Source organism: Sinomonas mesophila (assembly GCF_001999765.1).
Classification (GTDB): Bacteria; Actinomycetota; Actinomycetes; order Actinomycetales; family Micrococcaceae; genus Sinomonas; species Sinomonas mesophila.
In genome coordinates this window covers 316,406-339,217 of sequence record NZ_MTIC01000003.1, presented here as the reverse complement: position 1 = coordinate 339,217, position 22,812 = coordinate 316,406, and the positions used below count along the sequence as shown (strand labels likewise).

At 72.1% G+C, this 22,812-nt stretch carries 20 protein-coding genes, 1 other RNA gene and 1 riboswitch; of the genes, 12 read left to right on the top strand and 9 right to left on the bottom strand.

Annotated features, from left to right (window positions below):
• Positions 1-41: 41 nt before the first annotated feature.
• From BV907_RS12880 to BV907_RS12870, 3 genes are all read right to left on the bottom strand, one after another.
• Entirely contained in the window at positions 42-1,085 is a 1,044-nt protein-coding gene (locus BV907_RS12880) for a metal ABC transporter solute-binding protein, Zn/Mn family (RefSeq protein WP_245827952.1), read from the bottom strand.
• Positions 1,086-1,231: 146 nt separating this feature from the next.
• Positions 1,232-2,305, bottom strand: a complete 1,074-nt coding sequence (locus BV907_RS12875; protein ID WP_077490111.1) for a hemolysin family protein — start codon at positions 2,303-2,305, stop codon at positions 1,232-1,234.
• Complete coding sequence (locus BV907_RS12870; RefSeq protein ID WP_077490110.1) at positions 2,305-3,645, bottom strand: hemolysin family protein; 1,341 nt, start codon at positions 3,643-3,645, stop codon at positions 2,305-2,307. The genes BV907_RS12875 and BV907_RS12870 overlap by 1 nt, the downstream gene beginning before the upstream one ends.
• A gap of 434 nt (positions 3,646-4,079) precedes the next feature.
• Here BV907_RS12870 and BV907_RS12865 point away from each other — a divergent pair, with 434 nt between their 5' ends.
• The 5 genes from BV907_RS12865 to BV907_RS19795 all read left to right on the top strand — a co-directional run bounded on the left by BV907_RS12865 (position 4,080) and on the right by BV907_RS19795 (position 10,496).
• Positions 4,080-7,949, top strand: coding sequence for a multifunctional oxoglutarate decarboxylase/oxoglutarate dehydrogenase thiamine pyrophosphate-binding subunit/dihydrolipoyllysine-residue succinyltransferase subunit (locus BV907_RS12865; protein ID WP_077490109.1), 3,870 nt, complete (start codon positions 4,080-4,082; stop codon positions 7,947-7,949).
• 163 nt (positions 7,950-8,112) lie between these two features.
• Positions 8,113-8,715: a GDSL-type esterase/lipase family protein gene (locus tag BV907_RS12860; RefSeq protein ID WP_175637457.1), complete on the top strand. Its 603-nt coding sequence runs from the start codon at positions 8,113-8,115 to the stop codon at positions 8,713-8,715.
• Positions 8,716-8,846: 131 nt separating this feature from the next.
• Positions 8,847-9,707: a DUF4097 family beta strand repeat-containing protein gene (locus tag BV907_RS12855; protein ID WP_077490107.1), complete on the top strand. Its 861-nt coding sequence runs from the start codon at positions 8,847-8,849 to the stop codon at positions 9,705-9,707.
• Positions 9,707-10,300, top strand: coding sequence for a PadR family transcriptional regulator (locus BV907_RS12850; protein ID WP_077490106.1), 594 nt, complete (start codon positions 9,707-9,709; stop codon positions 10,298-10,300). Before BV907_RS12855 ends, BV907_RS12850 begins: the two co-directional genes overlap by 1 nt.
• A 121-nt stretch (positions 10,301-10,421) precedes the next feature.
• Positions 10,422-10,496 carry a 50S ribosomal protein bL37 gene (locus BV907_RS19795; RefSeq protein WP_369299106.1) on the top strand — a complete coding sequence of 25 codons (75 nt, stop codon included), beginning with the start codon at positions 10,422-10,424 and terminating at the stop codon, positions 10,494-10,496.
• 90 nt (positions 10,497-10,586) lie between these two features.
• Here the strand turns inward: BV907_RS19795 and rsrA are convergent, their stop codons facing one another.
• Together rsrA and BV907_RS12840 are read right to left on the bottom strand one after the other, a co-directional pair.
• On the bottom strand, positions 10,587-10,844 hold the full coding sequence (gene rsrA / locus BV907_RS12845; protein WP_077490105.1) for a mycothiol system anti-sigma-R factor: 258 nt from the start codon (positions 10,842-10,844) through the stop codon (positions 10,587-10,589).
• Positions 10,841-11,608, bottom strand: coding sequence for a sigma-70 family RNA polymerase sigma factor (locus tag BV907_RS12840; RefSeq protein WP_077490104.1), 768 nt, complete (start codon positions 11,606-11,608; stop codon positions 10,841-10,843). The genes rsrA and BV907_RS12840 overlap by 4 nt, the downstream gene beginning before the upstream one ends.
• Positions 11,609-11,785: 177 nt before the next feature.
• Between BV907_RS12840 and BV907_RS12835 the strand changes: the two genes are divergently transcribed.
• The 7 genes from BV907_RS12835 (at position 11,786) to BV907_RS12805 (ending at position 18,909) form a co-directional block, all read left to right on the top strand.
• Positions 11,786-12,340, top strand: coding sequence for a DoxX family protein (locus BV907_RS12835; RefSeq protein ID WP_077490103.1), 555 nt, complete (start codon positions 11,786-11,788; stop codon positions 12,338-12,340).
• Entirely contained in the window at positions 12,337-13,665 is a 1,329-nt protein-coding gene (aroA, locus tag BV907_RS12830) for a 3-phosphoshikimate 1-carboxyvinyltransferase (protein WP_077490102.1), read from the top strand. The genes BV907_RS12835 and aroA overlap by 4 nt, the downstream gene beginning before the upstream one ends.
• Position 13,666: 1 nt before the next feature.
• On the top strand, positions 13,667-14,833 hold the full coding sequence (rsgA, locus tag BV907_RS12825; protein ID WP_077490101.1) for a ribosome small subunit-dependent GTPase A: 1,167 nt from the start codon (positions 13,667-13,669) through the stop codon (positions 14,831-14,833).
• Between the two features lie 54 nt (positions 14,834-14,887).
• A complete protein-coding gene (gene hisN / locus BV907_RS12820; protein ID WP_077490100.1) occupies positions 14,888-15,700 on the top strand; it encodes a histidinol-phosphatase in 813 nt (270 codons plus the stop codon).
• A gap of 92 nt (positions 15,701-15,792) precedes the next feature.
• A riboswitch (SAM riboswitch) is annotated at positions 15,793-15,906 on the top strand.
• Between the two features lie 32 nt (positions 15,907-15,938).
• Positions 15,939-17,345, top strand: a complete 1,407-nt coding sequence (locus tag BV907_RS12815; protein WP_077490099.1) for an aminotransferase class V-fold PLP-dependent enzyme — start codon at positions 15,939-15,941, stop codon at positions 17,343-17,345.
• 79 nt (positions 17,346-17,424) lie between these two features.
• A complete protein-coding gene (locus BV907_RS12810; RefSeq protein ID WP_077490098.1) occupies positions 17,425-18,192 on the top strand; it encodes a class I SAM-dependent methyltransferase in 768 nt (255 codons plus the stop codon).
• Positions 18,193-18,201: 9 nt separating this feature from the next.
• Positions 18,202-18,909, top strand: coding sequence for a metal-dependent transcriptional regulator (locus tag BV907_RS12805; RefSeq protein WP_077490097.1), 708 nt, complete (start codon positions 18,202-18,204; stop codon positions 18,907-18,909).
• Between the two features lie 75 nt (positions 18,910-18,984).
• On the opposite strand, the gene ssrA is transcribed toward BV907_RS12805, so the two are convergent.
• The 4 genes from ssrA to BV907_RS12785 form a co-directional block, all read right to left on the bottom strand.
• Positions 18,985-19,353, bottom strand: a transfer-messenger RNA (tmRNA) gene (gene ssrA, locus BV907_RS12800).
• Between the two features lie 140 nt (positions 19,354-19,493).
• The gene (locus BV907_RS12795; protein ID WP_077490096.1) at positions 19,494-20,747 is read right to left on the bottom strand and encodes a glycoside hydrolase family 3 N-terminal domain-containing protein; all 1,254 of its coding nucleotides are present in this window, start codon (positions 20,745-20,747) and stop codon (positions 19,494-19,496) included.
• 60 nt (positions 20,748-20,807) lie between these two features.
• Positions 20,808-21,281 (bottom strand): SsrA-binding protein SmpB, encoded by a 474-nt coding sequence (smpB, locus tag BV907_RS12790; protein WP_077490095.1) that lies wholly within the window; start codon positions 21,279-21,281, stop codon positions 20,808-20,810.
• Between the two features lie 89 nt (positions 21,282-21,370).
• On the bottom strand, positions 21,371-22,798 hold the full coding sequence (locus tag BV907_RS12785; RefSeq protein ID WP_077490094.1) for a peptidoglycan DD-metalloendopeptidase family protein: 1,428 nt from the start codon (positions 22,796-22,798) through the stop codon (positions 21,371-21,373).
• Positions 22,799-22,812: the final 14 nt, after the last annotated feature.

Below are 22,812 nucleotides of genomic sequence, written 5' to 3'. Positions count from 1 at the left end.
CCTGGGGGACAGCCAGAGATCGTCAATCAGGCGTTCGTCGATCACGCGAGGGCTTTCGCGACCGCCTCGGCGTTGGCCTGCATCCAGGCCGCGTAGTCGCTGCCCTCGGGGAGGGTCTCGGTGAACTCGACGACGTTCACCCCGGCGTCCTCGGCCGCCTTGCGCACGGCCTGCGTCTGCGGGCCCTCGGTCTGCTTGTTGTACGCGAGCAGCGCGACGCCCTTGGACGAGACGAGGTCGAGGGTCTCCTTGAGCGCGGCCGGCGGGACGTCCTGCTCCTCCTCGATAGCCTCGGTGAAGGCCTCGGGAGTCGCGTTCTCCAGGCCAGCGGCCTCGAGCAGGTAGAACGGCACGGGCTCGGTCATGACCACGGTCTTGCCGCCGTGGGCCGCCTTGACCTGCTCGAGCGTGACCTCGACCGCCTCGAGCCTGGCAGTGATCTCCACTGCCCGGGCGCTGAACTTCTCGGCCGAGGCGGGCTCGAGCGCGCCGAGACGCTCGGCGATCTCGGTCACGACCTTGGACATGGCGTGGACGTCGTACCAGACGTGCTCGTTGAAGGCGTGGTTGTGGCCGGCGTGCGGGTCCGCGGCGGCGCTGGAGGTCTCCGCGGTATGCGTGCCCTCGCTGTGGGCGCCCTCGGTGTGGGCGCCCCCCGCCTCGAGCCCCGCGACCTGGACGGCCGTGATGACCGCGGAGTCACCGAGCTTGGCCTCCTGCACGAGCGGGCCGAGGAACGGGTCGAAGCCGCCGCCGTTCTCGACGACGAGGCGGGCCTTGGACACGGCGAGGCGGTCCTGCGCGGTGGCCTCGTACGAGTGCGGGTCCTGGGTCGGCTTGGTCACAATCGAGGTCACCGCAACGCGGTCGCCCCCGATCGTCTCGACGAGGTCTCCGTAGACGTTCGTCGACGCGACGACAGCGATCGGGCCGGCGGCGTCGCCGCCGCCACCCGTTCCGGGCTGCGCCGGGGTGCACGCCGTCAGGAGCAGGGAGGCCGCCGCGGCAACGGCTGAGGCGCCAAGAGCAGCGGCACGGAGGGCAGCGCCGCGGGCAGTAGCAGGGCGGAGAAGGGGAGAGCGCACAGGATCCTCGGTTCTCATCGTGGCTGGACGGCGCCTCGGCGCCGGGCCGACCCGCTCCACATGAGAACGGATCGCAAGTTCCCGTCCACTGTACCGCTTCTTGGGAACAATTCACATTTAGGTCTGCAGCCCCGGGGCGCCAGCGCTCAGTGGCCCGCGGCCCCGTTCTCGTACCGCCGGGCGCCGCGGCTCTGGGTCGCGTCCCGGATCTCCCCGACGAGCTCCTCGATGACGTCCTCGAGGAACACCACGCCGAGCGTCGCGCCGCCCGGGCCGATCACGCGGGCCAGGTGGAGGCCTGACTTCTGCATCGCGGACAGCGCGTCCTCGATCTCGTCGTCGAGCCCCAGGTTCGCGAGGGAGCGGACTCTTGCCTCGCCGATCGGGCGGTCCCGGGCGTCCGCCGAGATCGCCAGCACGTCCTTGACGTGGAGGTAGCCCGCGAGGTCGCCGGCGTCGTCGACCATCGGGAAGCGCGAGAAGCCGGTCTTCGCGACGGCCTTCTCGAACTCCGCGGGCGTGGTCGAGGTGGGCAGCGACACGAGCTCGCCGACGGGCACCATGATGCTCGCCGCCGTGAGGTCGGAGAATTCGAGGGCGCCCGAGAGCAGGCCCGACTCGTCGTCGACGAGTCCCCGACGGGTGGACTCCTCGACGATCGACTGGACCTCCTCGAGGGTGAAGCTCGAGGTCACCTCGGCCTTGGGCTCGACCCGCAGGAGCCGCAGGATCGCGTTCGCACTCCCGTTGAGCAAGTGGATGACGGGCCTGACGACGCGCGCGACGCCCATGAGCGCCGGGGCGAGGAGCAGCGCCGATCGGTCGGCGGCCGAGACCGAGATGTTCTTCGGGACCATCTCGCCGAAGGTCACGTGCAGGAACGTGACGATCGCGAGCGCCGACGCGAAGCCGGCACCGTCCGCGAGCTCGTCGGGGAGCCCGAGGTCGTGGAGCGGATCGCCGATGAGGTGGTGGATGGCCGGCTCGGCGACCTGCAGGATCAGGAGGGAGCACACGGTGATGCCCAGCTGCGCGCACGCGAGCATGAGCGAGACGCTCTCCATGGCCTGCAGCGTCGTCCGGGCGCGTCCCGAGCCGCCCTCCGCGAGGGGCTCGATCTGGCTGCGCCGCGCGCTCATGATGGCGAACTCGGCGCCGACGAAGAAGGCGTTGCCGAGCAGGAGCACGGCGAGCCACACGATCCCGGCCCAGTCCCCCATCACGCGGCCCTCCCGCCGTCGTTCGCGGCGGGCTCCATGCCCGCAGCCCCAGCGCGCGCCGCCACGAATTTGAGCCGGTCGACGCGCCGTCCGTCCATGCGGACCACCTCGAGGCGCCCGCCGTCGAGGTCGACAGAGTCGCCGGTCGACGCGATGCGCCCGAGCGAGCTCATGACGAACCCGCCGACGGTCTCGTAGGCGGGGCTGTCCTCGACCACGAGGCCGGGCACCTGCTCGGAGACCTCGTCGGGCCGCATGAGCCCCGGGAAGTACCAGTCCCCGGCGGCGCTCTGCAGGACGCCGGGCGCGAGCCGGTCGTGCTCGTCGGAGACCTCTCCGACGATCTCCTCGACGAGGTCCTCGAGGGTCACGATCCCCGCCGTGCCGCCGTACTCGTCGAGCACGACGGCGAGCTGGAGGTTGCCGTCGCGCAGCTGCGAGATGAGCGCGTCGAGATGGATCGTCTCGGGCACGCGCAGGACGTCGGCCATGATGGCCCCCGACTCGACCTTGCCGCGCCGCTTGCGCGGGACGGCCACGGCCTTCTTGACGTGCACGACGCCGCGGATGTCGTCCGGCGAGTCGCCGATGACCGGGAAGCGCGAATGGCCCGTGCGGCGGGCGGCGTCCACGACGGCGTCGACGGGCTCGGTCGCCTCGACCGTCGTCACGCGCATGCGCGGGGTCATGACGTCGGCCGCCGTGCGCTCGGAGAAGCTCAGCGTGCGGGCGACGAAGCGCGCGGTGCCCTCATCGAGGGTGCCGAGCTCGGCCGAGCGCCGGACGAGGGACGCGAGCTCGGCGGGCGAGCGCGCGCCCGAGATCTCTTCCTTGGCCTCGATCCCCATCGAGTGCAGGACGCGGTTGGAGAAGCCGTTGAGGACGATGATCGCGGGCTTGAAGACGGCCGTGAACACGAGCTGGGCGGGGGCGACGGCGCGCCCTATCCCGAGCGCCCGCGCGATCGCGAGGTTCTTCGGCACGAGCTCGCCGATGAGCATCGACAGGAGCGTGGCCAGAGCCATCGCGACGGTGAGCGACACGGCAGGGGCGGCCGGGACGCCGAGCGCGGCGAGCGGAGTCTCGAGGAGGCTCCCGACGGACGGCTCCATGACGTAGCCCGTCAGGAGTGTCGTGAGGGTGATGCCCAGCTGGCAGCTCGAGAGCTGGGTCGAGAGGGTCTTGAGGCAGCGCAGGAGCGCCTCGGCGCCGGGCTCGCCGGCGTCGATGCTGCGCTGGACGGTCGCCTGGTCGAGCGCGACGAGCGAGAACTCGACCGCGACGAAGAACCCGGTGCCGAGGATGAGGGCCAGGCCGGCGGCCAGCAGAATCCATTCCACGCTCAGGCACCTGGCCTGAGGTCCGTGGCGGGGGTTCGGCCGCGCGAGTCGGAGGGGGCAAATACACGGTGTCTGCCGGCGCGACGGCCGCGGGCGCGCCCAATGCGCCCACGTCCGGGCCGGCATCTAGAGGTGCCGTCCATAGTGGTTCCAGCGTATCAGCGCGGCGTCCGCGCCAGCGAGACGGGGGGCACTGCGCCAGCGCGCCACCGCACCGCGCAGCCGACTGTGATACCGGACTCAGATTGCCCCATTAGCACGTCGGGTCACTACACTATTCAGGAGCGTGTGCCCCTTGATGGGGGCCACGGCGGTCGGCGGATCCGGCCAGCCTCTGGACGACAGCGCGTGGGCCCTAGCGGCCATGCGCCCGGGCGCCAGGCGCGGAGCCGCGGACGGCGGGCCAACGTATCGATGGAAGAGGCGTATCTCCAGTGCCAGAACTGCCAACCCACCGCCTGCCCGAGGAATTCGGCGGCAATGAGTGGCTTGTGGACGAGCTCTACGAGCAGTACCAGCAGAACAAGAACTCCGTGGACTCCAAGTGGTGGCCGCTGTTCGAGTCCTTCGACTCGGACAGCGGCCACACGTCCAATGGCTCGGGGAAGGCGCCAGCCGTGGACGTGACCACGCAGGAGGCCACGCGACCGGCCACGCCCCAGGCCCAGGGCTCCGCGGGCCCCGCCGCTCCCGCCCCCGCGGCCCCCGCCGCTCCTGCCCCCGCGGCCCCCGCCGCGCAGGCCGCCCCGGCGCAGCCCGCTCCCGCCCCGGCGCAGCCCGCTCCCGCGGCCCAGCCGGCTGCCGCTCCGGCGGGCGCGCCGAAGAAGGGCGCGGCCGCCGTCGTCCGCGACGGCGCCAAGCCCTCGTCGACAGGCCTCATCCCCGCCCAGCTGCCGAAGACGGCCAAGGACGAGACGATCGAGGAAGACATCGTCTCCCCGCTGCGCGGGCCGGCGAAGGCCATCGCGACCAACATGGTCACGAGCCTCGAGGTCCCGACCGCGACCACGGTGCGCGCCGTCCCGGCGAAGCTGCTCATGGACAACCGCGTCGTGATCAACAACCACCTCACGCGCGTGCGCGGCGGCAAGGTCTCCTTCACGCACCTCATCGGCTTCGCCGTGATCCGGGCGCTCAAGCTCATGCCCTCGATGAACGTCTCCTACGACGAGGTCGACGGCAAGCCGGTCGCGATCCAGCACGCACACGTGAACTTCGGCATCGCGATCGACCTGCCGAAGGACGACGGCACGCGCCTGCTCGTCGTGCCGAACGTCAAGAAGGCCGAGACGATGAACTTCTCGGACTTCTGGCACACGTACGAGGACCTCATCAAGCGCGCCCGCAACGGCAAGCTCACGGCGGACGACTACGCGGGCACGACGGTCTCGCTGACGAACCCCGGCGGCATCGGCACCGTTCACTCCGTGCCGCGCCTGTCCAAGGGCCAGGCCGCGATCGTGGGCGTCGGCGCCCTCGAGTACCCGGCCGAGTTCCAGGGCTCCTCGGAGAAGATCCTCGCGCAGAACGCCGTCGGCAAGGTCATCACCCTGACCTCGACCTACGACCACCGCGTCATCCAGGGCGCCGGCTCGGGCGAGTTCCTCCGGATCGTGCACCAGCTGCTCCTCGGCGATCAGGGCTTCTACGACGAGATCTTCGAGTCCCTGCGCATCCCGTACGAGCCGGTGCGCTGGAGCCCCGACCTCCAGGTCAACCCCGAGGACGCCATCAACAAGGTGGCCCGGATCCAGCAGCTCATCCACGCGTTCCGCGTGCGCGGGCACCTCATGGCGGACACCAACCCGCTCGAGTACGTCCAGCGCAAGCACCCCGACCTCGACGTGCTCACCTACGGCCTGACCCTGTGGGACCTCGACCGCGAGTGGCCCACGGGCGGCTTCGGCGGCCGGCCGAAGATGAAGTTCCGCGACATCCTCGGCGTGCTCCGCGACGCGTACTGCCGCACGACCGGCACGGAGTACATGCACCTCCAGGAGCCGGCCGAGCGCCAGTGGTTCCAGGACGAGATCGAGCACCCCTACAGGAAGCCCAGCCGCGAGGAGCAGCTGCGCATCGTGTCGCGCCTCAACGCGGCGGAGGCCTTCGAGACGTTCCTGCAGACCAAGTTCGTCGGCCAGAAGCGCTTCTCCCTCGAGGGCGGCGAGTCGCTCATCCCGCTGCTCGACGCGGTGCTCTCCGAGGCGGCCGAGGACGGCCTCGACGAGGTCGCGATCGGCATGGCGCACCGCGGCCGCCTCAACGTCCTCACGAACATCGCCGGCAAGACCTACGCGCAGGTCTTCCGCGAGTTCGAGGGCACCCAGGACCCGCGCAGCGTCCAGGGCTCGGGCGACGTCAAGTACCACCTCGGCACCGAGGGCACCTTCACGGCCGAGAACGGCAAGCAGACCAAGGTCTACCTCGCTGCGAACCCCTCGCACCTCGAGGCCGTCGACTCCGTGCTCGAGGGCATCGTCCGCGCGAAGCAGGACCGACTCGACCAGGGCGAGGCCTTCCCCGTTCTGCCGATCCTGGTCCATGGCGACGCGGCCTTCGCGGGCCAGGGCGTCGTCGCGGAGACGCTCAACCTCTCGCAGCTGCGCGGCTACCGCACCGGTGGCACGATCCACATCATCGTGAACAACCAGGTCGGCTTCACGACCTCGCCGTCCGCGTCGCGCTCGTCGGTGTACTCGACGGACGTGGCCAAGATGGTCCAGGCGCCCGTCTTCCACGTCAACGGCGACGACCCCGAGGCTGTCGCCCGCGTCGCGCAGCTCGCGTACCGCTTCCGCGACCGGTTCCACAAGGACGTCGTCATCGACCTCGTGTGCTACCGCCGCCGCGGCCACAACGAGGGCGACGACCCGTCGATGACGCAGCCGCTCATGTACAACCTCATCGAGGCCAAGCGCTCGGTGCGCAAGCTCTACACCGAGAGCCTCATCGGCCGTGGCGACATCACGCAGGACGAGGCCGAGCAGCTCCTCCGCGACTACCAGGAGCGCCTCGAGCGCGTCTTCGCGGAGACGCATGCCGCGCAGACGTCGCCGATCCCGGTGGTCACGGCGGACGCCCGGGCCGTCGCGGACCTCGAGCGCCCGATCGCCCAGCAGCAGGACGACGACGCCGTCCGCACGCCGCGCTCGACGTCGATCAGCCCCGAGCTGCTCGCCCGCATCGGCCAGGCGCACGTCCAAGTGCCCGAGGACTTCACGGTCCACGCCAAGCTCAAGCAGCTCCTCGAGCGGCGCGAGCAGATGTCCCGCGAGGGCGGCATTGACTGGGGCTTCGGCGAAGTCGCTGCGTTCGGCTCCCTCATCACCGAGGGCGTCCCCGTCCGCCTTGCGGGCCAGGACTCGCGCCGCGGCACATTCGTCCAGCGCCACGCCGTCTTCCACGACCGCACGACGGGCGCCGAGTGGACTCCGCTGGCGAACCTCTCCGAGGATCAGGCGAAGCTCTCGATCTACGACTCGTCGCTCTCCGAGTACGCCGCCCTCGGCTTCGAGTACGGCTACTCCGTCGAGCGCCCGGACGCGCTCGTGCTGTGGGAGGCCCAGTTCGGCGACTTCGTCAACGGCGCCCAGACCGTCATCGACGAGTTCATCTCCTCGGCTGAGCAGAAGTGGGGCCAGCGCTCCTCGCTCGTCATGCTCCTGCCGCACGGCTACGAGGGCCAGGGCCCGGACCACTCGTCCGCGAGGATCGAGCGCTTCCTGCAGCTGTGCGCGGAGGACAACATGGTCGTCGCGCAGCCGAGCACGCCGGCGTCGCACTTCCACCTGCTGCGCCGCCAGGCGTACAGCCGCCCGCGCAAGCCGCTCGTCGTGTTCACGCCGAAGCAGCTCCTGCGCCTCAAGGGTGCGGCCTCCTCGGTCGAGGACTTCACCACGGACTCGTTCCGGCCGGTCATCGGCGAGCACGAGCAGCTCGACGGCGCGGCCGTCGAGCAGGTGATCCTCGTCTCGGGGCGCCTGTACTACGACCTGCTCACGTCGCGTGCCAAGGCGAAGGACACGAAGACCGCGATCATCCGCGTCGAGCAGCTGTACCCGCTGCCCCAGGCGGAGATCGAGGCCGAGCTCGCGAAGTACCCGAACGCCAAGGTCGTCTGGGCCCAGGACGAGCCCGCGAACCAGGGCCCGTGGCCGTACATGGCCGTGAGCCTGGCCCCGGCCCTCGACAAGCGGATCCGCGTCGCCTCGCGCCCGGCGTCGGCGTCCACGAGCGCGGGCTCGATGAAGCGGCACACGGCGGAGCAGGAGATCCTCCTCCGCGACGCCTTCGACCGCGCGTAGCGTCAGGTTGATCCACGACGGCGGCCGGTCCCCTCGACTCCGAGGGAACCGGCCGCCGTCGTCCGTGCGGGCGTGCGCGCACGGCGGCGCAGCGGCGACTCCTTCCTTCGCTAGACTCGGAAGCCGAGAGCAGGGCCGGTAGCCCATGACGAGGGGATTGTGGATGGCGCACGAGAGGAAGCTTCGCCTCGCGGCGATCGGCGACGAGCTGCTGGCGGGCAACGGTGATCCACGGGCCCTCGGATGGATCGGCAGGGTCCTGGCCCGCACGCCGCGCGAAGAACTGACCCTCGAGAGCTACGTGCTCGCGGCCCCGGAGGAAGGCACGGAAGGGCTCGCGGCCCGCTGGGAGGACGAGGCCCTGCGCCGGTTCGGCGACGGCTTCGAGAACAGGCTCGTGATCGGCCTCTCCGGCCGCGACATCGCGTTCGGCATCACGCCCGCCCGCAGCAGGCTCAACGTCGCGAACATCCTCGACTCGGCCCAGCAGAACAGCACCGAGGTCTTCGTCGTCGGCCCGCCGCCCACGCTCGACCCGGTGCAGAACCGGCGGCTCGCGGAGCTCAACACGGCCTTCGCCGACGTCACGACGCGCCGCAACCACTACTACGTCGACACGTTCTCCCCGCTGCTGAACCACGAGCAGTGGCGCGGCGACCTCGCGGCGAATGCCGGCGCCCCGGGCCAGGCGGGCTACGGGCTCATCGCGTGGCTGGTCCTCCACCGGGGCTGGTTCCCCTGGCTCCGGCTGCCCCAGCCGCAGTAGGCGCCCGGACATGGGGCCCCGGCCCGGCTCCGCCGGGTCTTGCCCCGCCCGAAAACGCGATATATCGTGAGATAGCCAGATGCGATATATCGCGTTTGGCGTCAGCACCGGGTTCTGCACCAGGAGGGAAAATGTCCGCGGAGAGCTGGTCCGTCACCGGGCCCCAGACCATCGACCTCGAGGGGGTCTCCTCGCTCAAGGCGGGGATCGTCGCCGGCCGCCTCGATGTCCTCGTCCAGGAGGACGCCGCCGACGCTTCCGGCACGGCGGCCCGGATCGAGGTCACCGAGGTCAGCGGGGACCCGATCAGCGTGAGCCTCGAGGGCGGGAGGCTCGAGGTCCGCCATCAGCGCCACGGCGCCCAGGGCTGGTTCAAGAACCTCATGGGCACCGTGGCCGGGACGAGCGAGAACCACGCCGTCGTGAGCATCTCCGTCCCCGCCGGGACCGCCGTCGAGATGGGGACGGTGAGCGCGGACGGGCTCGTCTCCGGGGCGCGCCCGCTCACGCGTCTCAACACCGTCTCGGGGTCGATCATGGCGGACGGCACGTCGGGCCAGCTCCATATCAGCACCGTGTCGGGGGAGGTCATCGCGCGGGGCCATGAGGGCGTGCTCACGTCCAGGACCGTCTCGGGCGAGGTCACGGCGTCAGGGGACCTCCGCCACGTCCGCGCGAACTCCGTCTCGGGCGATCTCGCCTTCGACTCCTCGGGCTTCTGCGAGGATCTCGGGGCCAACACCGTCAGCGGCGACCTGACCATCCGCCTGCCCCACGACGTCGGCGTGGACCTCTCGGCGAACACGGCCTCGGGGAGGATCGTCGTCGACGACCAGCGCTTCAGCCCCACGGGCGGCAAGCTCACCGCGATCCTGGGCCCCGACGCCAAGCTCATGCTGATGCGGGCCAATACGGTCTCGGGCAACATCTCGGTCGTGCACAGGCTCGAGGACCCGACGGCGCCGGCGGCGCCCGAGGGGGCGATGGGCTGATGGCCCCTCCCGTCTTCGCCCACGGGGCCCTGCGGCTGTACCTGCTCGCACTGCTCGAGGAGGGGCCCAAGCACGGCTACGAGCTCATCCGGGCCCTGAGCGACCGCTTCGGCGGGGCCTACTCCCCCAGCCCCGGAACGGTCTACCCTCGCCTGTCCAAGCTCGAGGAGGAGGGCCTCGTCCTGACCCGGGCGGAGGGGCGCCGCACGCTGTACTCGGTCACGGAGGCGGGCCTGGCCGAGCTCGACGCGCGCCGGGGGGACCTCGCCGACGTCGAGGAGGACATCGCGGCCTCTGTGCACCGGCTCGCCGACTCCCTGCGCACCGAGCTCAAGGCCACCATGCGCGGGCTCCGCGCGGACCTCGCCGCGACGGCCGAGACCGCGCGGCACACGGCGAGGAGGGCGGCCGCGGGGGCAGAAGGCGTCGGGCGGCTTGCCGAGGCGGAGATGCTCGTCCAGGCCTTCCGGGACGACATCCGGGTCGAGCTGCGCACCCACACCGCGACCCGCCCGCTCAGCGAGGTGACCCTCGAGACGCTGCGCACGGTCCTCGGCCAGGCCCGCATCGCGATCCGTAACTCCCTCCGCTGAGGTGCCCCTACCGCGCCCCGTGCGACAGCGCCGGGGCGTTTAGGCTCTGCCCGACGCGTGTGGGAGACTGGGGGGCGGCCTTCTCGGCCAGGAAGTCCAACTACGTCGAAGGAGGCCAGCTATGAGCAAGCGTGCACGCAAGCGCCGTGACCGCAAGCGCGGCGGCGCGAACCACGGCAAGCGCCCCAACACCTGAGCGCGCGCCGAGCATGCAGGAGGCCCCGGACCGTCTGGTCAGGGGCCTCCTGCTGTGTCTGCGGCCGTCACGTCCGGCGGGCGCCGGGCATCACGCCTCGGCGCGCAGCGCGTGGATCTTGTCCAGGATGGAGACCTTGAGCTTGTCCGGCGCCTGCTCGTGGCAGCTGCGCTTCATGGCGGAGCGGATCATGCACTCGAGGTTGTGCTCCTCGAGGCACTCGGAGCATGTCTCGAGGTGCGCGCGGATCTCGGCCACGTCATGGGCCGGGAGCGCACCGTCGAGGTACTCGTAGAGCCGCTGGAGGCGGCTGTCGTCGCAGTCGCCCAGTCCCTGGCAGTCGTTCATCGTTCCTTCTCCTGGGCCGTGGTCTGCGCTGTGTGCTGCGTTGCGTTCGGCGCACTGTTCTGCGCTGCGACGGCGCGGGCGCCCGCGAACCCGCGCTCTGCGGCGTAGTCGGCGAGCCGGTCGCGGAGCATCTTCCGCCCGCGGTGCAGCCGGCTCATGACCGTGCCGATGGGTGTGCTCATGATCTCGGAGATCTCCTTGTACGCGAACCCCTCCACGTCGGCGAAGTAGACGGCGAGGCGGAACTCCTCGGGGATCGAGGCGAGGGCCTCCTTGACGTCGGAGTCCGGGAGGCGGTCGAGCGCCTCCGCCTCGGCGGAGCGCAGGCCGGTTGACGTGTGCGATTCGGCGCGGGCCAGCTGCCAGTCCTCGACCGTGTCCGTCCCGGCCTGCTGCGGCTCGCGCTGCCGCTTGCGGTACAGGTTGATGTACGTGTTCGTCAGGATCCGGTAGAGCCACGCCTTGAGATTCGTCCCCGGGCGGTACTGGTGGAAGGCCGCGAACGCCTTCGCGTAGGCCTCCTGGACCAGGTCCTCGGCGTCGGCCGGGTTGCGGGCCATGCGCATCGCCGCGGAGTACAGCTGGTCGACGTACTGCATCGCATCCCGCTCGAAGCGGGCGCGGCGCTCGTCGGCCGTCTCCCCAGGCCCACCCGCTGCGGCGCCGTCGTCCGAGGCGCGCGGGTCACCGGCGCGCGCGATGTCGTCCGCGACGATTGGATCGTCCAGGTCGGTCTCGGGCTCGCGGGGCTGGGCACTGGTCATTGCCGACCAGTCTACTGTCGGGGCCAGGGTGGCACGGTCGAGGACCAGCACTCGGCCTCCCTCCTGGTCTGCGGGCTTTCTCTGCCCGGCACAACGCCGCGCTCGCAGGAAAATATTCCCCAAAGGTGCGAGACTGGGGACCGTCGGAGCACGCCCGCAGAACCTCCAGGAGGCCTCATGACCGCAGTCCGATTCATCGCCCGCCCGCTCCTCGCCTCGTCGTTCATCGTGGCCGGGGCGGACAAGCTGAAGAACGCGGACGACACAGCGGAACAGCTTTCCCCCGTGCTCCGGCGCGCCGCGGACGCGCTGCCCATCCGCGTCGACGAGCGCGTCCTCGCACGCACGCTCGGCGCGGCGCAGTTCGGTGCCGGCGTGCTGTACGCGCTCGGCAAGGCACCGCGGCTCTCGGCGACGGTCCTCGCGGTCACGAGCGCCCTCAACGCCTTCGTCGAGTGGCGCACGGCGGACATCAGCTCCCCCGAGGGCCGCGCCGCGCGGCGCGCTGGCCTGCTCAAGAACCTCTCCCTCGGCGGGGGCGTCCTGCTCGCCGCCGTCGACACCGCGGGCCGTCCCTCGCTCGTGTGGCGCGCGCAGCACCTCGCGGCGGACACGGCGAAGGCCGGCCGGCGCCAGCTCCACGCAGCGGAGAAGGCGGGACGCCGCGCCGAGCGGGCAGTCCGTTCCGCCGCCCGCGAGGCCGTGGACACCGCGGCGGGCGTGCTCCCGTGACGGCATCCTGGCCGGCGCCCTTCGCTACGCGCCCCGTCGACGCGACCGTCACGGTGCCGGGCTCCAAGTCGCTCACCAACCGCTACCTCATCCTCGCGGCCCTCGCCGACGGCCCATGCCGCCTGCGCGCGCCCCTGCACTCGCGGGACTCGGCCCTCATGGTGGGTGCCCTGCGCGCCCTCGGCGCGACCGTGACGGAAGTCCCGGGCGACGGCGACTTCGGCCCCGACCTCGAGGTCACCCCCCTGCCAGCCGGGGAGGCCGCAGGCACGGCACAGGTCGACTGCGGACTCGCGGGCACCGTCATGCGCTTCGTGCCGCCGATCGCCGCGCTCTACCGCGGGAGCGTCGCGTTCGACGGCGACCCGCACGCCCGAGTGCGCCCCATGGGCCCCGTCATCGACGCGCTCGAGGCCCTCGGGATCGGGCTCGCCTCCCCCGACGGCAGCCGGCCGTCCTCGCTCCCCTTCACGCTCCACGGCACGGGCTCGGTGCCCGGCGGGCACGTCGTGCTCGACGCCTCCGGCTCGAGCCAGTTCGTCTCGGCGCTCCTCCTCGCCGGCGCCCGCTTCGAGCAGGGCCTGCACCTCGAGCACGTGGGCCGGCCGGTGCCCAGCCTCGACCACATCGCCATGACCGTCTCGGTCCTGCGCGAGCTCGGCGTCGAGGTCGACGACTCCGTGCCGAACCACTGGGTCGTCGCCCCGGGCCCGATCCGCGCCTTCGACGTGCGCATCGAGCAGGACCTCTCCAACGCGGGCCCCTTCCTCGCGGCAGCCCTCGCGACCCGCGGCACCGTCCGCGTGCCCAACTGGCCCGCCGGCACGACCCAGGTCGGCGATGCGTGGCGCACCATCCTGCCGAAGCTCGGCGCCGACGTGACGCTCGACGGCGGGACCCTCACTGTGCGCGGGGGCGAGCGCATCACCGGCGCGGATCTCGCGGACACGAGCGAGCTCGCCCCGACCGTCGCGGCCCTGTGCGCCCTCGCCGACACGCCCTCGCGGCTCACGGGCATCGCCCACCTGCGCGGCCACGAGACGGACCGGCTGGCCGCGCTCGTGAACGAGATCACGCGCCTCGGCGGCGACGCCGAGGAGACCGAGGACGGGCTCGTGATCCGCCCCGCCCCGCTGCACGGCGCCGTCGTGCGCTCCTACGCGGACCACCGCATGGCCACGGCGGGGGCGATCTGGGGCCTCGCGGTCGAGGGCGTCGAGGTCGAGGACATCGCCACGACGTCCAAGACCATGCCCGAGTTCCCGCAGATGTGGGCGCGCATGCTGGCCCAGGTCGCTCCGAGCACGCAGGGAGCCGGCGCCTGACATGCCCCGGGAGTGGGACGAGAGCGACGTCCGCGTCCGGCCGAACAAGCGCGGCAGCCGCCCCCGCACGAAGGACCGGCCGAGCCACGAGGACGCGGTCGTCGGCCGGATCGTGACCGTGGACCGCGGCCGGTACACGGCCGTGGTCGCCGAGGACACCCCCCAGGAGAGGATCGTCATCGCGGCCCGCGCCCGCGAGCTGCGCCGCACCCCCGTCGTCCCCGGGGACTTCGTGGCCCTCGTCGGGGACGTGTCCGGGCGGCCGGACACCCTCGCGCGGCTCGTGCGCGTCGAGGAGCGCCGCACACTGCTGCGGCGCAGCGCCGACGACACGGACCCGGTCGAGCGCGTCGTCGTCGCCAACGCCGACCAGCTCGTGATCGTCGTCGCGGCCGCGAACCCCGAGCCGCGCACGGGCTTCATCGACCGGGCGCTCGTCGCCGCCTACGACGCCGGCATCGAGCCGCTTCTGCTCGTGACCAAGGCGGACCTGCGAGACCCGGCCCCGCTCCTGGCGACCTACGAGCAGCTGCCGCTCGCCGTCGTCGTGAGCCGGACAGCGGCAGGGCCGGAGGAGCCCGAGGACGGCGGCGATGTGGCTGGCGGCGAGCACGCCCGGGAGGCGCGCGGCGTCGAGGCACAGGGCATCGATGCCCGCGGCGCGGACGGCTCCTCGGCCCGGCTCGACGAGGACGCCGTCCGCGCCCTGCGCGCCGAGCTCGAGGGGCGCGTCACGGTGCTGCTCGGCCACTCGGGCGTGGGCAAGTCGACCATGGTCAACGCGCTCACGGGCGCCGACCGGGCGACCGGCGGCGTCAACGCCGTGACCGGGCGCGGGCGCCACACGTCGTCGTCCGCCCTCGCGCTGCGGCTCGAGGACGCCGCGCCGGGCAGCTGGATCATCGACACCCCCGGCATCCGCTCGTTCGGGCTCGCGCACGTGGACCCGGACCGCATCCTGCATGCGTTCGGCGACCTCGAGCCGGGGACCGAGGCCTGCGAGCGGGGCTGCCGGCACGATGCCGCAGCCGTGGGCTGCGGCCTCGACGCGTGGGTCGCCGAGGGGCACGCGGGCGACGCCGGCCCCGCCCGCCTCGCGTCCCTGCGCCGCCTGCTCGGCGCGGATCCCCGCGAGGAGGCGCAGGAATCCAAGGAGCTCGGAGCCTAACCGCCCCTTCGCGCCTGCGGCCGCGAGGCGCGCCGAGGCGATAGCGTGGGGTCCATGAACCACGAGCCCGAGACCTACAACGACGACCTCCGCCTGGCCCACGTGCTGGCGGACTCCGTCGACGCCCAGACGATGGAGCGGTTCAAGGCCCTCGACCTCAAGGTCGAGACGAAGCCCGACCTCACGCCCGTCACGGACGCGGACCGCGCCGCCGAGGAGGCCATCCGTGGCCAGCTCTCGCGCTCCCGCCCGCGCGACGCCGTCGTCGGCGAGGAGTTCGGCACGACGGGCCACGGGTCCCGGCGCTGGATCATCGACCCGATCGACGGCACGAAGAACTTCGTGCGGGGGGTGCCCGTGTGGGCCACGCTCATCGCCCTCGCCGACGGGGACGAGATCGTCGTCGGCGTCGTGAGCGCCCCCGCCCTCGGCCGGAGGTGGTGGGCGGCGAGGGGCGCGGGCGCGTACACGGGCCGCTCGCTCGCCTCCGCGACCCGGCTGCGCGTGAGCAACGTCGCCAAGCTCGGCGATGCCTCGCTCTCGTACTCGAGCCTCTCGGGCTGGAAGGAGCGCGGGAACCTCGACGACTTCCTCGGGCTCACCGAGGACGTGTGGCGGACGCGCGCCTACGGCGACTTCTGGTCGTACTGCCTCGTCGCCGAGGGTGCCGTGGACATCGCAACGGAGCCCGAGCTCGCGCTCTACGACATGGCAGCGCTCGTGCCGATCGTCACCGAGGCCGGCGGCCGGTTCACGTCGCTCGAGGGCAAGGAGGGCCCGTGGGGCGGCAACGCCCTCGCGACCAACGGCATCCTGCACTCCGAGGCGCTGAGCCGCCTCAACCCCGGGTACGACGACCTGCTCTGACGCGGCGGCTGTGTGACGCACTCGCGTCACAATCGCGTCACACAGGCGGCGCGGGTGCGCGGGGGCGCGCCCGTGCCCTACTGTCGTGGACAGGTCACGAGTGCCAGCGCGAAACCCCGGTTTGCTGGCCGGCAACCCTCCAACCGCGGTGGGGTGCCCCGGGTGACGACCAGGCCGGTCCGGAGCGGATGCGGCAAGCGCGGACCCTGCGGTCCCTCACTCATGCGAGGTATGCCCCGTGAGCACTGCCCTCTCCCACGCCCCTGTCCTGTCCCGCGATGCCTACCCCGATGCCCTCGCCCCGCTCGCCGAGGTCGTCGGCTCCGAACTCCGCGCGCCGCTCGTCGGTGGCGGCGAGGTCCGGTACGCAAACCTCGACTACGCGGCGTCGGCCCCGGCCCTCGCGGACGTTGCCTCCCACCTGAACGAGGTCCTCCCCTACTACGCGAGCGTGCACCGCGGCGCCGGGTACGCGTCCCAGATCAGCACGAGCGTGTATGAGAACGCCCGCGCGATCGTGCGGAGCTTCGTCGGCGGCCGCGACGACGACGCCGTCATCTTCACGCGCAACACGACCGAGTCGCTCAACCTCCTCGCGGGTTGCCTCCCCGCGCGCGGCGACGTCCTGTACCTCGACGTCGAGCACCACGCGAACCTCCTCCCGTGGCAGGCGCGGCCGCACCGCAGCGTCATCGCTGCCGGCACGATCGCCGAGACCCTCGAGCTCGTCCGGCTCCAGCTCTCCGACGGGGGCGTGAGCCTCCTCGCCGTCACGGGCGCCTCGAACGTCACCGGCGAGGTCCTGCCGCTCGCGACGCTCGCCGAGCTCGCCCACGAGCACGGCGCACGCATCGCCGTCGACGCCGCGCAGCTCGCCCCGCACCGCCGCATCGACGTCGCCGGAACCGGCATCGACTACCTCGCGTTCTCGGGCCACAAGCTCTATGCGCCGTTCGGCAGCGGCGTGCTCCTCGGCCGGCCCGACTGGCTCGACGCCGGCCGGCCTCACCTCGCCGGCGGCGGGGCCGTGCGCGAGGTCCGGCTCGACGCCGTCACGTGGGCCGAGGGCCCGGCCCGGCACGAGGGCGGCTCCCCGAACGTGCTCGGCGCGGCGACGCTCGCGCGCGCTGCCCAGGTCCTCGGCGGCCTCGACGAGGGCCTCTGGCACCGTCACGAGCAGCAGCTGCGGGCCGCGCTCATCGACGGGCTGTCCGACATCGACGGCGTGACCGTGCACCGGCTCTTCGCCGACTCGGAGGCCGACGCCTCGTCTGAACCCTCCGCCGGCGGAGCCATCGGCGTCGTCAACTTCTCCGTCGCGGGGCACGATTCCGGCCTCACGGCCGCGTACCTCTCGGCCGAGCACGGCGTGGGCGTGCGGGACGGCCGGTTCTGCGCCCACCCCGTCCTGCGCCGCCTGGGCCTCGCCTCGGGCTCGCTCCGAGCCAGCTTCGGCGTCGGCTCGCGGCTCGAGGACGTCGAGCGGCTCGTCGGGGGCGTCCGCCAGCTCGTCGAGAAGGGCCTCGGGCTCGACTACGTCGTGGACGCGGGCCGCTGGGTCCCTGCCCGCGACACCCGCGTCTTCCCCGACTGGGCGCCCAACACCCCGGGCACCGCGGGCGCGGCGCCCTGCAGCACCGACTGACGTAGGCTCCGCACCCGCGCCGCTCCCGGCCCGGTCCCAGCGTGCTGGGGTAGATTGCTGGGGGACGTCAGGAGGAACGATGGGACGGGGCGGGCCGAAGCTCGGCGCGACACGACGGCGCGAGCTCGCCGCGGCCTTCGAGGCCGGCGGTGAGCATTACGAGCGCGTCAGGCCGGGCTACCCCGAGGACGCGGCGGACTGGCTCATCCCCGCGGGCGCCCGCACCGCCGTCGACCTCGGCGCCGGCACCGGCAAGTTCACCGCCCTCCTGATCGCCCGCGGGCTCGAGGTCACTGCCGTCGATCCGAGCGCGGACATGCTCGCCCAACTCGAGCGGCTCCATCCCGGCGCTCGGTGCGTCGTGGCCCCAGCCGAATCGACGGGCCTTCCCGATGCGAGCGCCGACCTCGTGGTCGCGGCCCAGGCCTGGCACTGGTTCGACACCCGGGCCGCGACCAGGGAGGCCACGCGTCTCCTGCGCCCGGGAGGGCGGGCGGGGCTCGTGTGGAACCAGCTGGACACGACCGTGGCCTGGGTGCACCGGCTCTCTCGCATCATGCACGCGGGCGACGTCCACAAGCCCGACTACCACCCGCCGTCGGGCCCCGAGCTCGCCGGCTGGGAGTCGGCGCTCTTCCGCTGGGAGGACGCCATCACGCCGGAGGGGATCGTCGAGCTCGCCAAGTCCCGCAGCTACTACCTCAGGGCCTCGGCCCGGCACCGCGCCACGGTCGAAGACAACCTGGCGTGGTACCTCCTCGAGCACCTCGGCCACATGCCCGGCGAGGCCCTCGCCCTCCCCTACTTGACGCAGGCCTGGCGGGCCGTGCCCCGGGCGCTTGGGTAGGCTGGTGTCGTGAAGAGCGCCCCCTCATCCTCGATCGAGGACTACGTGAAGGTCATCTACTCCTTCACGGAGTGGCAGGACAAGCCCATCACGTCCTCACAGCTCGCGGCGCGCCTCGGCGTCGCGAACTCATCCGTCTCCGAGATGGTCCGCAAGCTCAAGGACCAGGGCCTCGTCGACCACCGCCCCTACGGGGCCGTGCGGCTCACGGACGCCGGCCGGGACCTCGCCCTGACCATGGTGCGCCGCCACCGGCTCCTCGAGACGTTCCTCGTCAACGAGCTCGGCTACCGGTGGGACGAGGTCCACGACGAGGCCGAGCAGCTCGAGCACGCGGTCTCGGACCTCTTCGTCTCGCGGCTCGCGGCCAAGCTGGGGCATCCCGACCGGGATCCGCACGGGGACCCGATCCCCAGCGCGTCGGGCCAGGTCAGCCGCCCCGACGCGCACCGGCTCAGCGACTTGGACCCCGGCCACGAGGGCAGGATCACACGCATCAGCGACGACAACCCAGATCTCCTGCGCTACCTCGCGACCGAGCACATCGTGCTCGACGCCGACGTGCAGATCGTGCGCCGCAAGCCCTTCGGCGGGCCGCTCGTCGTGCGGATCCGGCAGGGCGGCGAGGAGCGCGATTTCGACGTTGCCGACGAGGTCGCCGACTCGCTGTGGGTCCACAGCGAGCACAGCCACCCCGGCTGCACGCTCGGGCGCTAGCCAGCCGAGGGCCGCCACAGCATCGCGGACGCAGGAACGCCCCCGGTCCGAAGACCGGGGGCGTTCCTGTGTTCACAGTGGAGATGGGGGGAATTGAACCCCCGTCCGATGCGGCTTTGCCAGGGATTCTCCGGGCGCAGCGTGCGTCGGGATTTCTCGGCCCCAGCCATCATGCACGCCAGTGGCTGACCCGGGCCCAGTCATCTAAGAGTCCCGACAGCCCCGATGACGAGGACTGCCAGCAGTGGCTATCTAATCGACGCCAGGATCCGGGACGATAGCAATCCCGGGCTGACGGACTTGCTCGCTACTTAGGCAGCGAGGGCGAAGTCAGTGCGCTTAGAGTTGGCACTTATTGGTTTGCAGAGAGCGTTGACGAGATGACTCTGCATCCTCGGCCCGCTTCACCTGTCGCGACCTACATCGTCGAAACCGATCATCCCCTTTTCAGTTGTCAAACTGACTCAGCTGTGACACTGACCGGCCAGCCTCTCGGCCGCCGGAACATCCAGTATAGCGTCTCGGTCCGCACAGATATTCCCGGGCGATGGCATTCCCGTGCACCGCCGAGCCCCCGAGAGCCCTCAGCCAGGGAGCAGCCCAGCGCGCTCCTTCGCCTCGAGCACGGCGAGCGCCGCGGCGTCGAGCGCCTGCGCGAACGCGGGGTCCGCGCGGGCCCGATCCACGATCCCCTGCCAGAGCCTCGGCGCCATGCCCGCATTGGTGCACAGCGCCATCGACCCTCCCGCCGCGATGAAGTCGGCGCCGCGCCGCTCGGGCGGGACGGCCGAGAGCTGCACCGCGTCGCACACGTCGTCGGACACGACAACCCCGGTGAAGCCCAGGTCGCCGCGCAGCATGCCCTGGATGACCGTCGGGGAGAAGACGGCGAGACTGCCGGGATCGATGCCGGGATAGAGCGCATTCGAGAGCATGACCCACCAGGCACCTGCGCGGACGGCGTCCCGGAACGGGACGAGATACGGATCGCTGCGCGTCGCCTCGGGATCCGCGACGTCCGCGCTCGTGTCGGTGTTGGCCGTCGCCCGGCCGAGCCCGGGGAAGTGCTTGGGGGTCGCTGCGACGCCGGCATCCGCCATGCCCTGGGCGAACGCGAGCCCGCTCGTCGAGACCGCCTCCGGCGTGTACCCGTACTCGCGCTCCCAGCGCCCGATGGGTGCGTTGTACGGCGCGAACGCGGGCGAGGGCACGGTGTCGAGCACGGGGCCGAAGTTGACGTTGACGCCGACTGCCGCGAGTTCGCGGCCCCACGCCGCCGCCGCGGCCCGGAGGTCGGCCGGGTCCATCGTCCCCTGGGTACGGGCCGAGGGGATGTTGCTGAAACCCGGGCCACGCATGATCTGCACGTGCCCGCCCTCCTGGTCGGTCGCGACGAAGGGGGCCACGGGGCCGGCGGGCATCGGCACTGTCGCCGGGGCGCGCACGGCCGCGACGGCGCCCGCGACGGCCGCCGCGCCCGCCGTCGTGCGCCCGCGCAGGAAGACGTTGCCGATCCCCGTGCGGCCGAGCGCATCGAGCGTGACGGCGTCCGGCCCCGCGACGGGCGAGCCGACCATCATGACCTGCCCCGCGCGCTGCTCGAGGCTCAGCCCGCCGAGGACGTACTGCGCGCGGCTGGGCGGGGGCGGCGGCGGGCCTTCAGGGGCGGCGGACGACGGCGTGGCCGCCGCCGCGGTCGTCCGCGCCGATGGCGTGGGCTCGGTGGGAGACGCCGACGGGGAGCCCGCAGGGGCGGGAGGCCCCCAGAGGCGCGGGAGGACGATAGCCACGAGGGTCAGCACGGCAAGGGCCCCCGCGGCGATGGCGAGTCTCGCCATGGCGCCAGCTCTGGGCATGGAACGTCCTTCCCGCATCGGTGCCCGTGACGCTGTCGGAGGTCAGCGGCGCCGGTTGCGCTCCCGCATCTCGCGCAGGGCCTCGCGCTTGTCCTGGGACTCGCGCAAAGCCTGGCGCTTGTCGTAGTCCTTCTTGCCTCGGGCGAGCGCGATCTCCACCTTGGCGCGGCCGTCGTGGAAGTACACCTGCAGGGGCACGACGGTGAGCCCGGACTCGTTGACCTTGTGCTCGATCTTGGCCAGCTCCTCGCGATGCAGCAGGAGCTTGCGGCGCCGCTTGGACGGGTGGTTCGTCCAGCTGCCCTGCGAGTACTCGGGGATGTTCACGGCCTCAAGCCAGAGCTCGCCGTTGGTGAACTGGCAGAAGCCCTCCCCGAGCGAGATGTGCCCCTCGCGCAGGGATTTCACCTCGGTGCCCATGAGCACGAGGCCAGCCTCCCAGGTGTCGAGGATGTGGTAGTCGTGCCGGGCCTTGCGGTTGGTGGCCACAGCCTTCCGGCCACTCTCTCTGGGCACGGCCTGACTCCTTGTCCTTCGTCAGCGGCGCGGGCCGCCGGATCCGTCATCGGGGGGCGCGCCGGATGTGCGGCGCGGGGCAATCCAGTCTACAGCAGGCCCATCGGGTCGACAGGCGAGCCATTGAGCCACGTCTCGAAGTGCGAGTGGCAGCCCGTCGAGTTGCCCGACGTGCCCGAGTAGGCGATGAGCTGGCCCTGGCTCACGTACTGGCCCACCCTGACCGTCACCGAGGAATTGTGGTAGAAGACCGTGGTCAGCGAGTTCCCCTGGACGACGCCGTGGGAGATCATGACCGAATTGCCGCCGCCGTTGCTGAGCCAGCCCGCCGTCGTGATCGTCCCCGCGGCCGGGGCATAGACGGGCGTGCCGCAGGCCGCACCGAAGTCGATGCCCGTGTGCATGTAGCCGCCGCTGCCGTAGAAGTCGATGGAGCCGGGCGGGGTGGCGCGCCAGCCGAAGCCGGAGGTGATCGGGACGCCGGGGAACGGGTTCATGAGCCCGAAGGCCGACGGCGAGCCGACTTGGACCGCGGCGTTGCGCGCGGCCTGCGCCGCGGCCTCCGCGGCGGCGGCAGCCTGCCCGGCGGCCAGCGCGGCGGCCCTGGCCTCGGCGGCTCGCTGCTCGGCGATGCGCCGCTGCTCGGCCTCCCACGCCTCGCGCAGGCGCCGGTCGCGCTCGACGATCTGCGCGGCGACCTGGTCCTGCTGCGCCTTGAGGTCGGATATCTGCCGCTGGATGGCCGGGCGGGCGGCCTCGAGCTCGGCGTTGAGCCTGGCCGTCTCCTCGATGAGCCTGTCGACCTCGGCCTTCCTGGCCGCTGCCTCGTCGCGGGCTGCCTGCTCCTTGCGCAGGGCCTCGTCAGCCTTGGCCTTGAGGTCCCGGATCTCCTCCTCGACGGCGGCGAGGCGCGCCTCGGCGTTCACGTTCGCGGCGCTTTGCTGGGACAGCTTCTCGAGCGCGGTGTTCTGGCTGCGCATGGCCTGGTCGGCGAGGTCGATCGAGCCGGTGAGGCTCCCGCCCTCGGCCGAGCCGAAGATGAGGCTCAGGTTCGAGGGGACGCCGCCGGTCTTGTAGGCCTGGCTCGCGATCTGGCCGATGAGCTTCTTCGTCTCGTCCATCTTGCTGCGGTCGGCCTCGAGCTGGGCCGTGATCTTGGCCTTGGACTGCTGGGCGGCGTCGACCCGGACGGCGAGGGCGTTGACCTCGGCGGTCGCAGCCGCCACGCGGTCCTGGGCCTCGAGGAGGGCCTGCTGCGCCCCGGGGAGCTGTGCCTGGTAGGTCGCGAGGTCCGCGGCGGCCTGCGCGATGCGGCCGTCGAGGAACTCGAGGGAGTGCTGGACGTCCTGGGCCTGCTGCGCGAGCCGTGCCTTCTGGTCGTCGAGCTCGTCCGCCGTCGCCGCCGGGCCGGAGGCGCAGAGTGCAGCGACGAGCGCGAGTGCTGCCGCGGTGCCTGCCATTCGGCGGCGGCGGGCCCGTCGGTCCGCTGCGTGTTCGTCACGCCTCCGTGCGCTCATGTGATCCCCCCTCC

Excerpts from the sequence above, each read along its gene's own strand:
- BV907_RS12810 (WP_077490098.1), top strand. The coding sequence starts at position 17,425 with ATGGGACGGGGCGGGCCGAAGCTCGGCGCGACACGACGGCGCGAGCTC.
- BV907_RS12850 (WP_077490106.1), top strand. The coding sequence starts at position 9,707 with ATGGCCCCTCCCGTCTTCGCCCACGGGGCCCTGCGGCTGTACCTGCTC.
- hisN (WP_077490100.1), top strand. The coding sequence starts at position 14,888 with ATGAACCACGAGCCCGAGACCTACAACGACGACCTCCGCCTGGCCCAC.
- rsgA (WP_077490101.1), top strand. The coding sequence starts at position 13,667 with ATGCCCCGGGAGTGGGACGAGAGCGACGTCCGCGTCCGGCCGAACAAG.
- rsrA (WP_077490105.1), bottom strand. The coding sequence starts at position 10,844 with ATGAACGACTGCCAGGGACTGGGCGACTGCGACGACAGCCGCCTCCAG.
- BV907_RS12785 (WP_077490094.1), bottom strand. The coding sequence starts at position 22,798 with ATGAGCGCACGGAGGCGTGACGAACACGCAGCGGACCGACGGGCCCGC.
- BV907_RS12860 (WP_175637457.1), top strand. The coding sequence starts at position 8,113 with ATGGCGCACGAGAGGAAGCTTCGCCTCGCGGCGATCGGCGACGAGCTG.
- BV907_RS12840 (WP_077490104.1), bottom strand. The coding sequence starts at position 11,608 with ATGACCAGTGCCCAGCCCCGCGAGCCCGAGACCGACCTGGACGATCCA.
- BV907_RS12855 (WP_077490107.1), top strand. The coding sequence starts at position 8,847 with ATGTCCGCGGAGAGCTGGTCCGTCACCGGGCCCCAGACCATCGACCTC.
- BV907_RS12835 (WP_077490103.1), top strand. The coding sequence starts at position 11,786 with ATGACCGCAGTCCGATTCATCGCCCGCCCGCTCCTCGCCTCGTCGTTC.
- BV907_RS12795 (WP_077490096.1), bottom strand. The coding sequence starts at position 20,747 with ATGGCGAGACTCGCCATCGCCGCGGGGGCCCTTGCCGTGCTGACCCTC.
- BV907_RS12875 (WP_077490111.1), bottom strand. The coding sequence starts at position 2,305 with ATGGGGGACTGGGCCGGGATCGTGTGGCTCGCCGTGCTCCTGCTCGGC.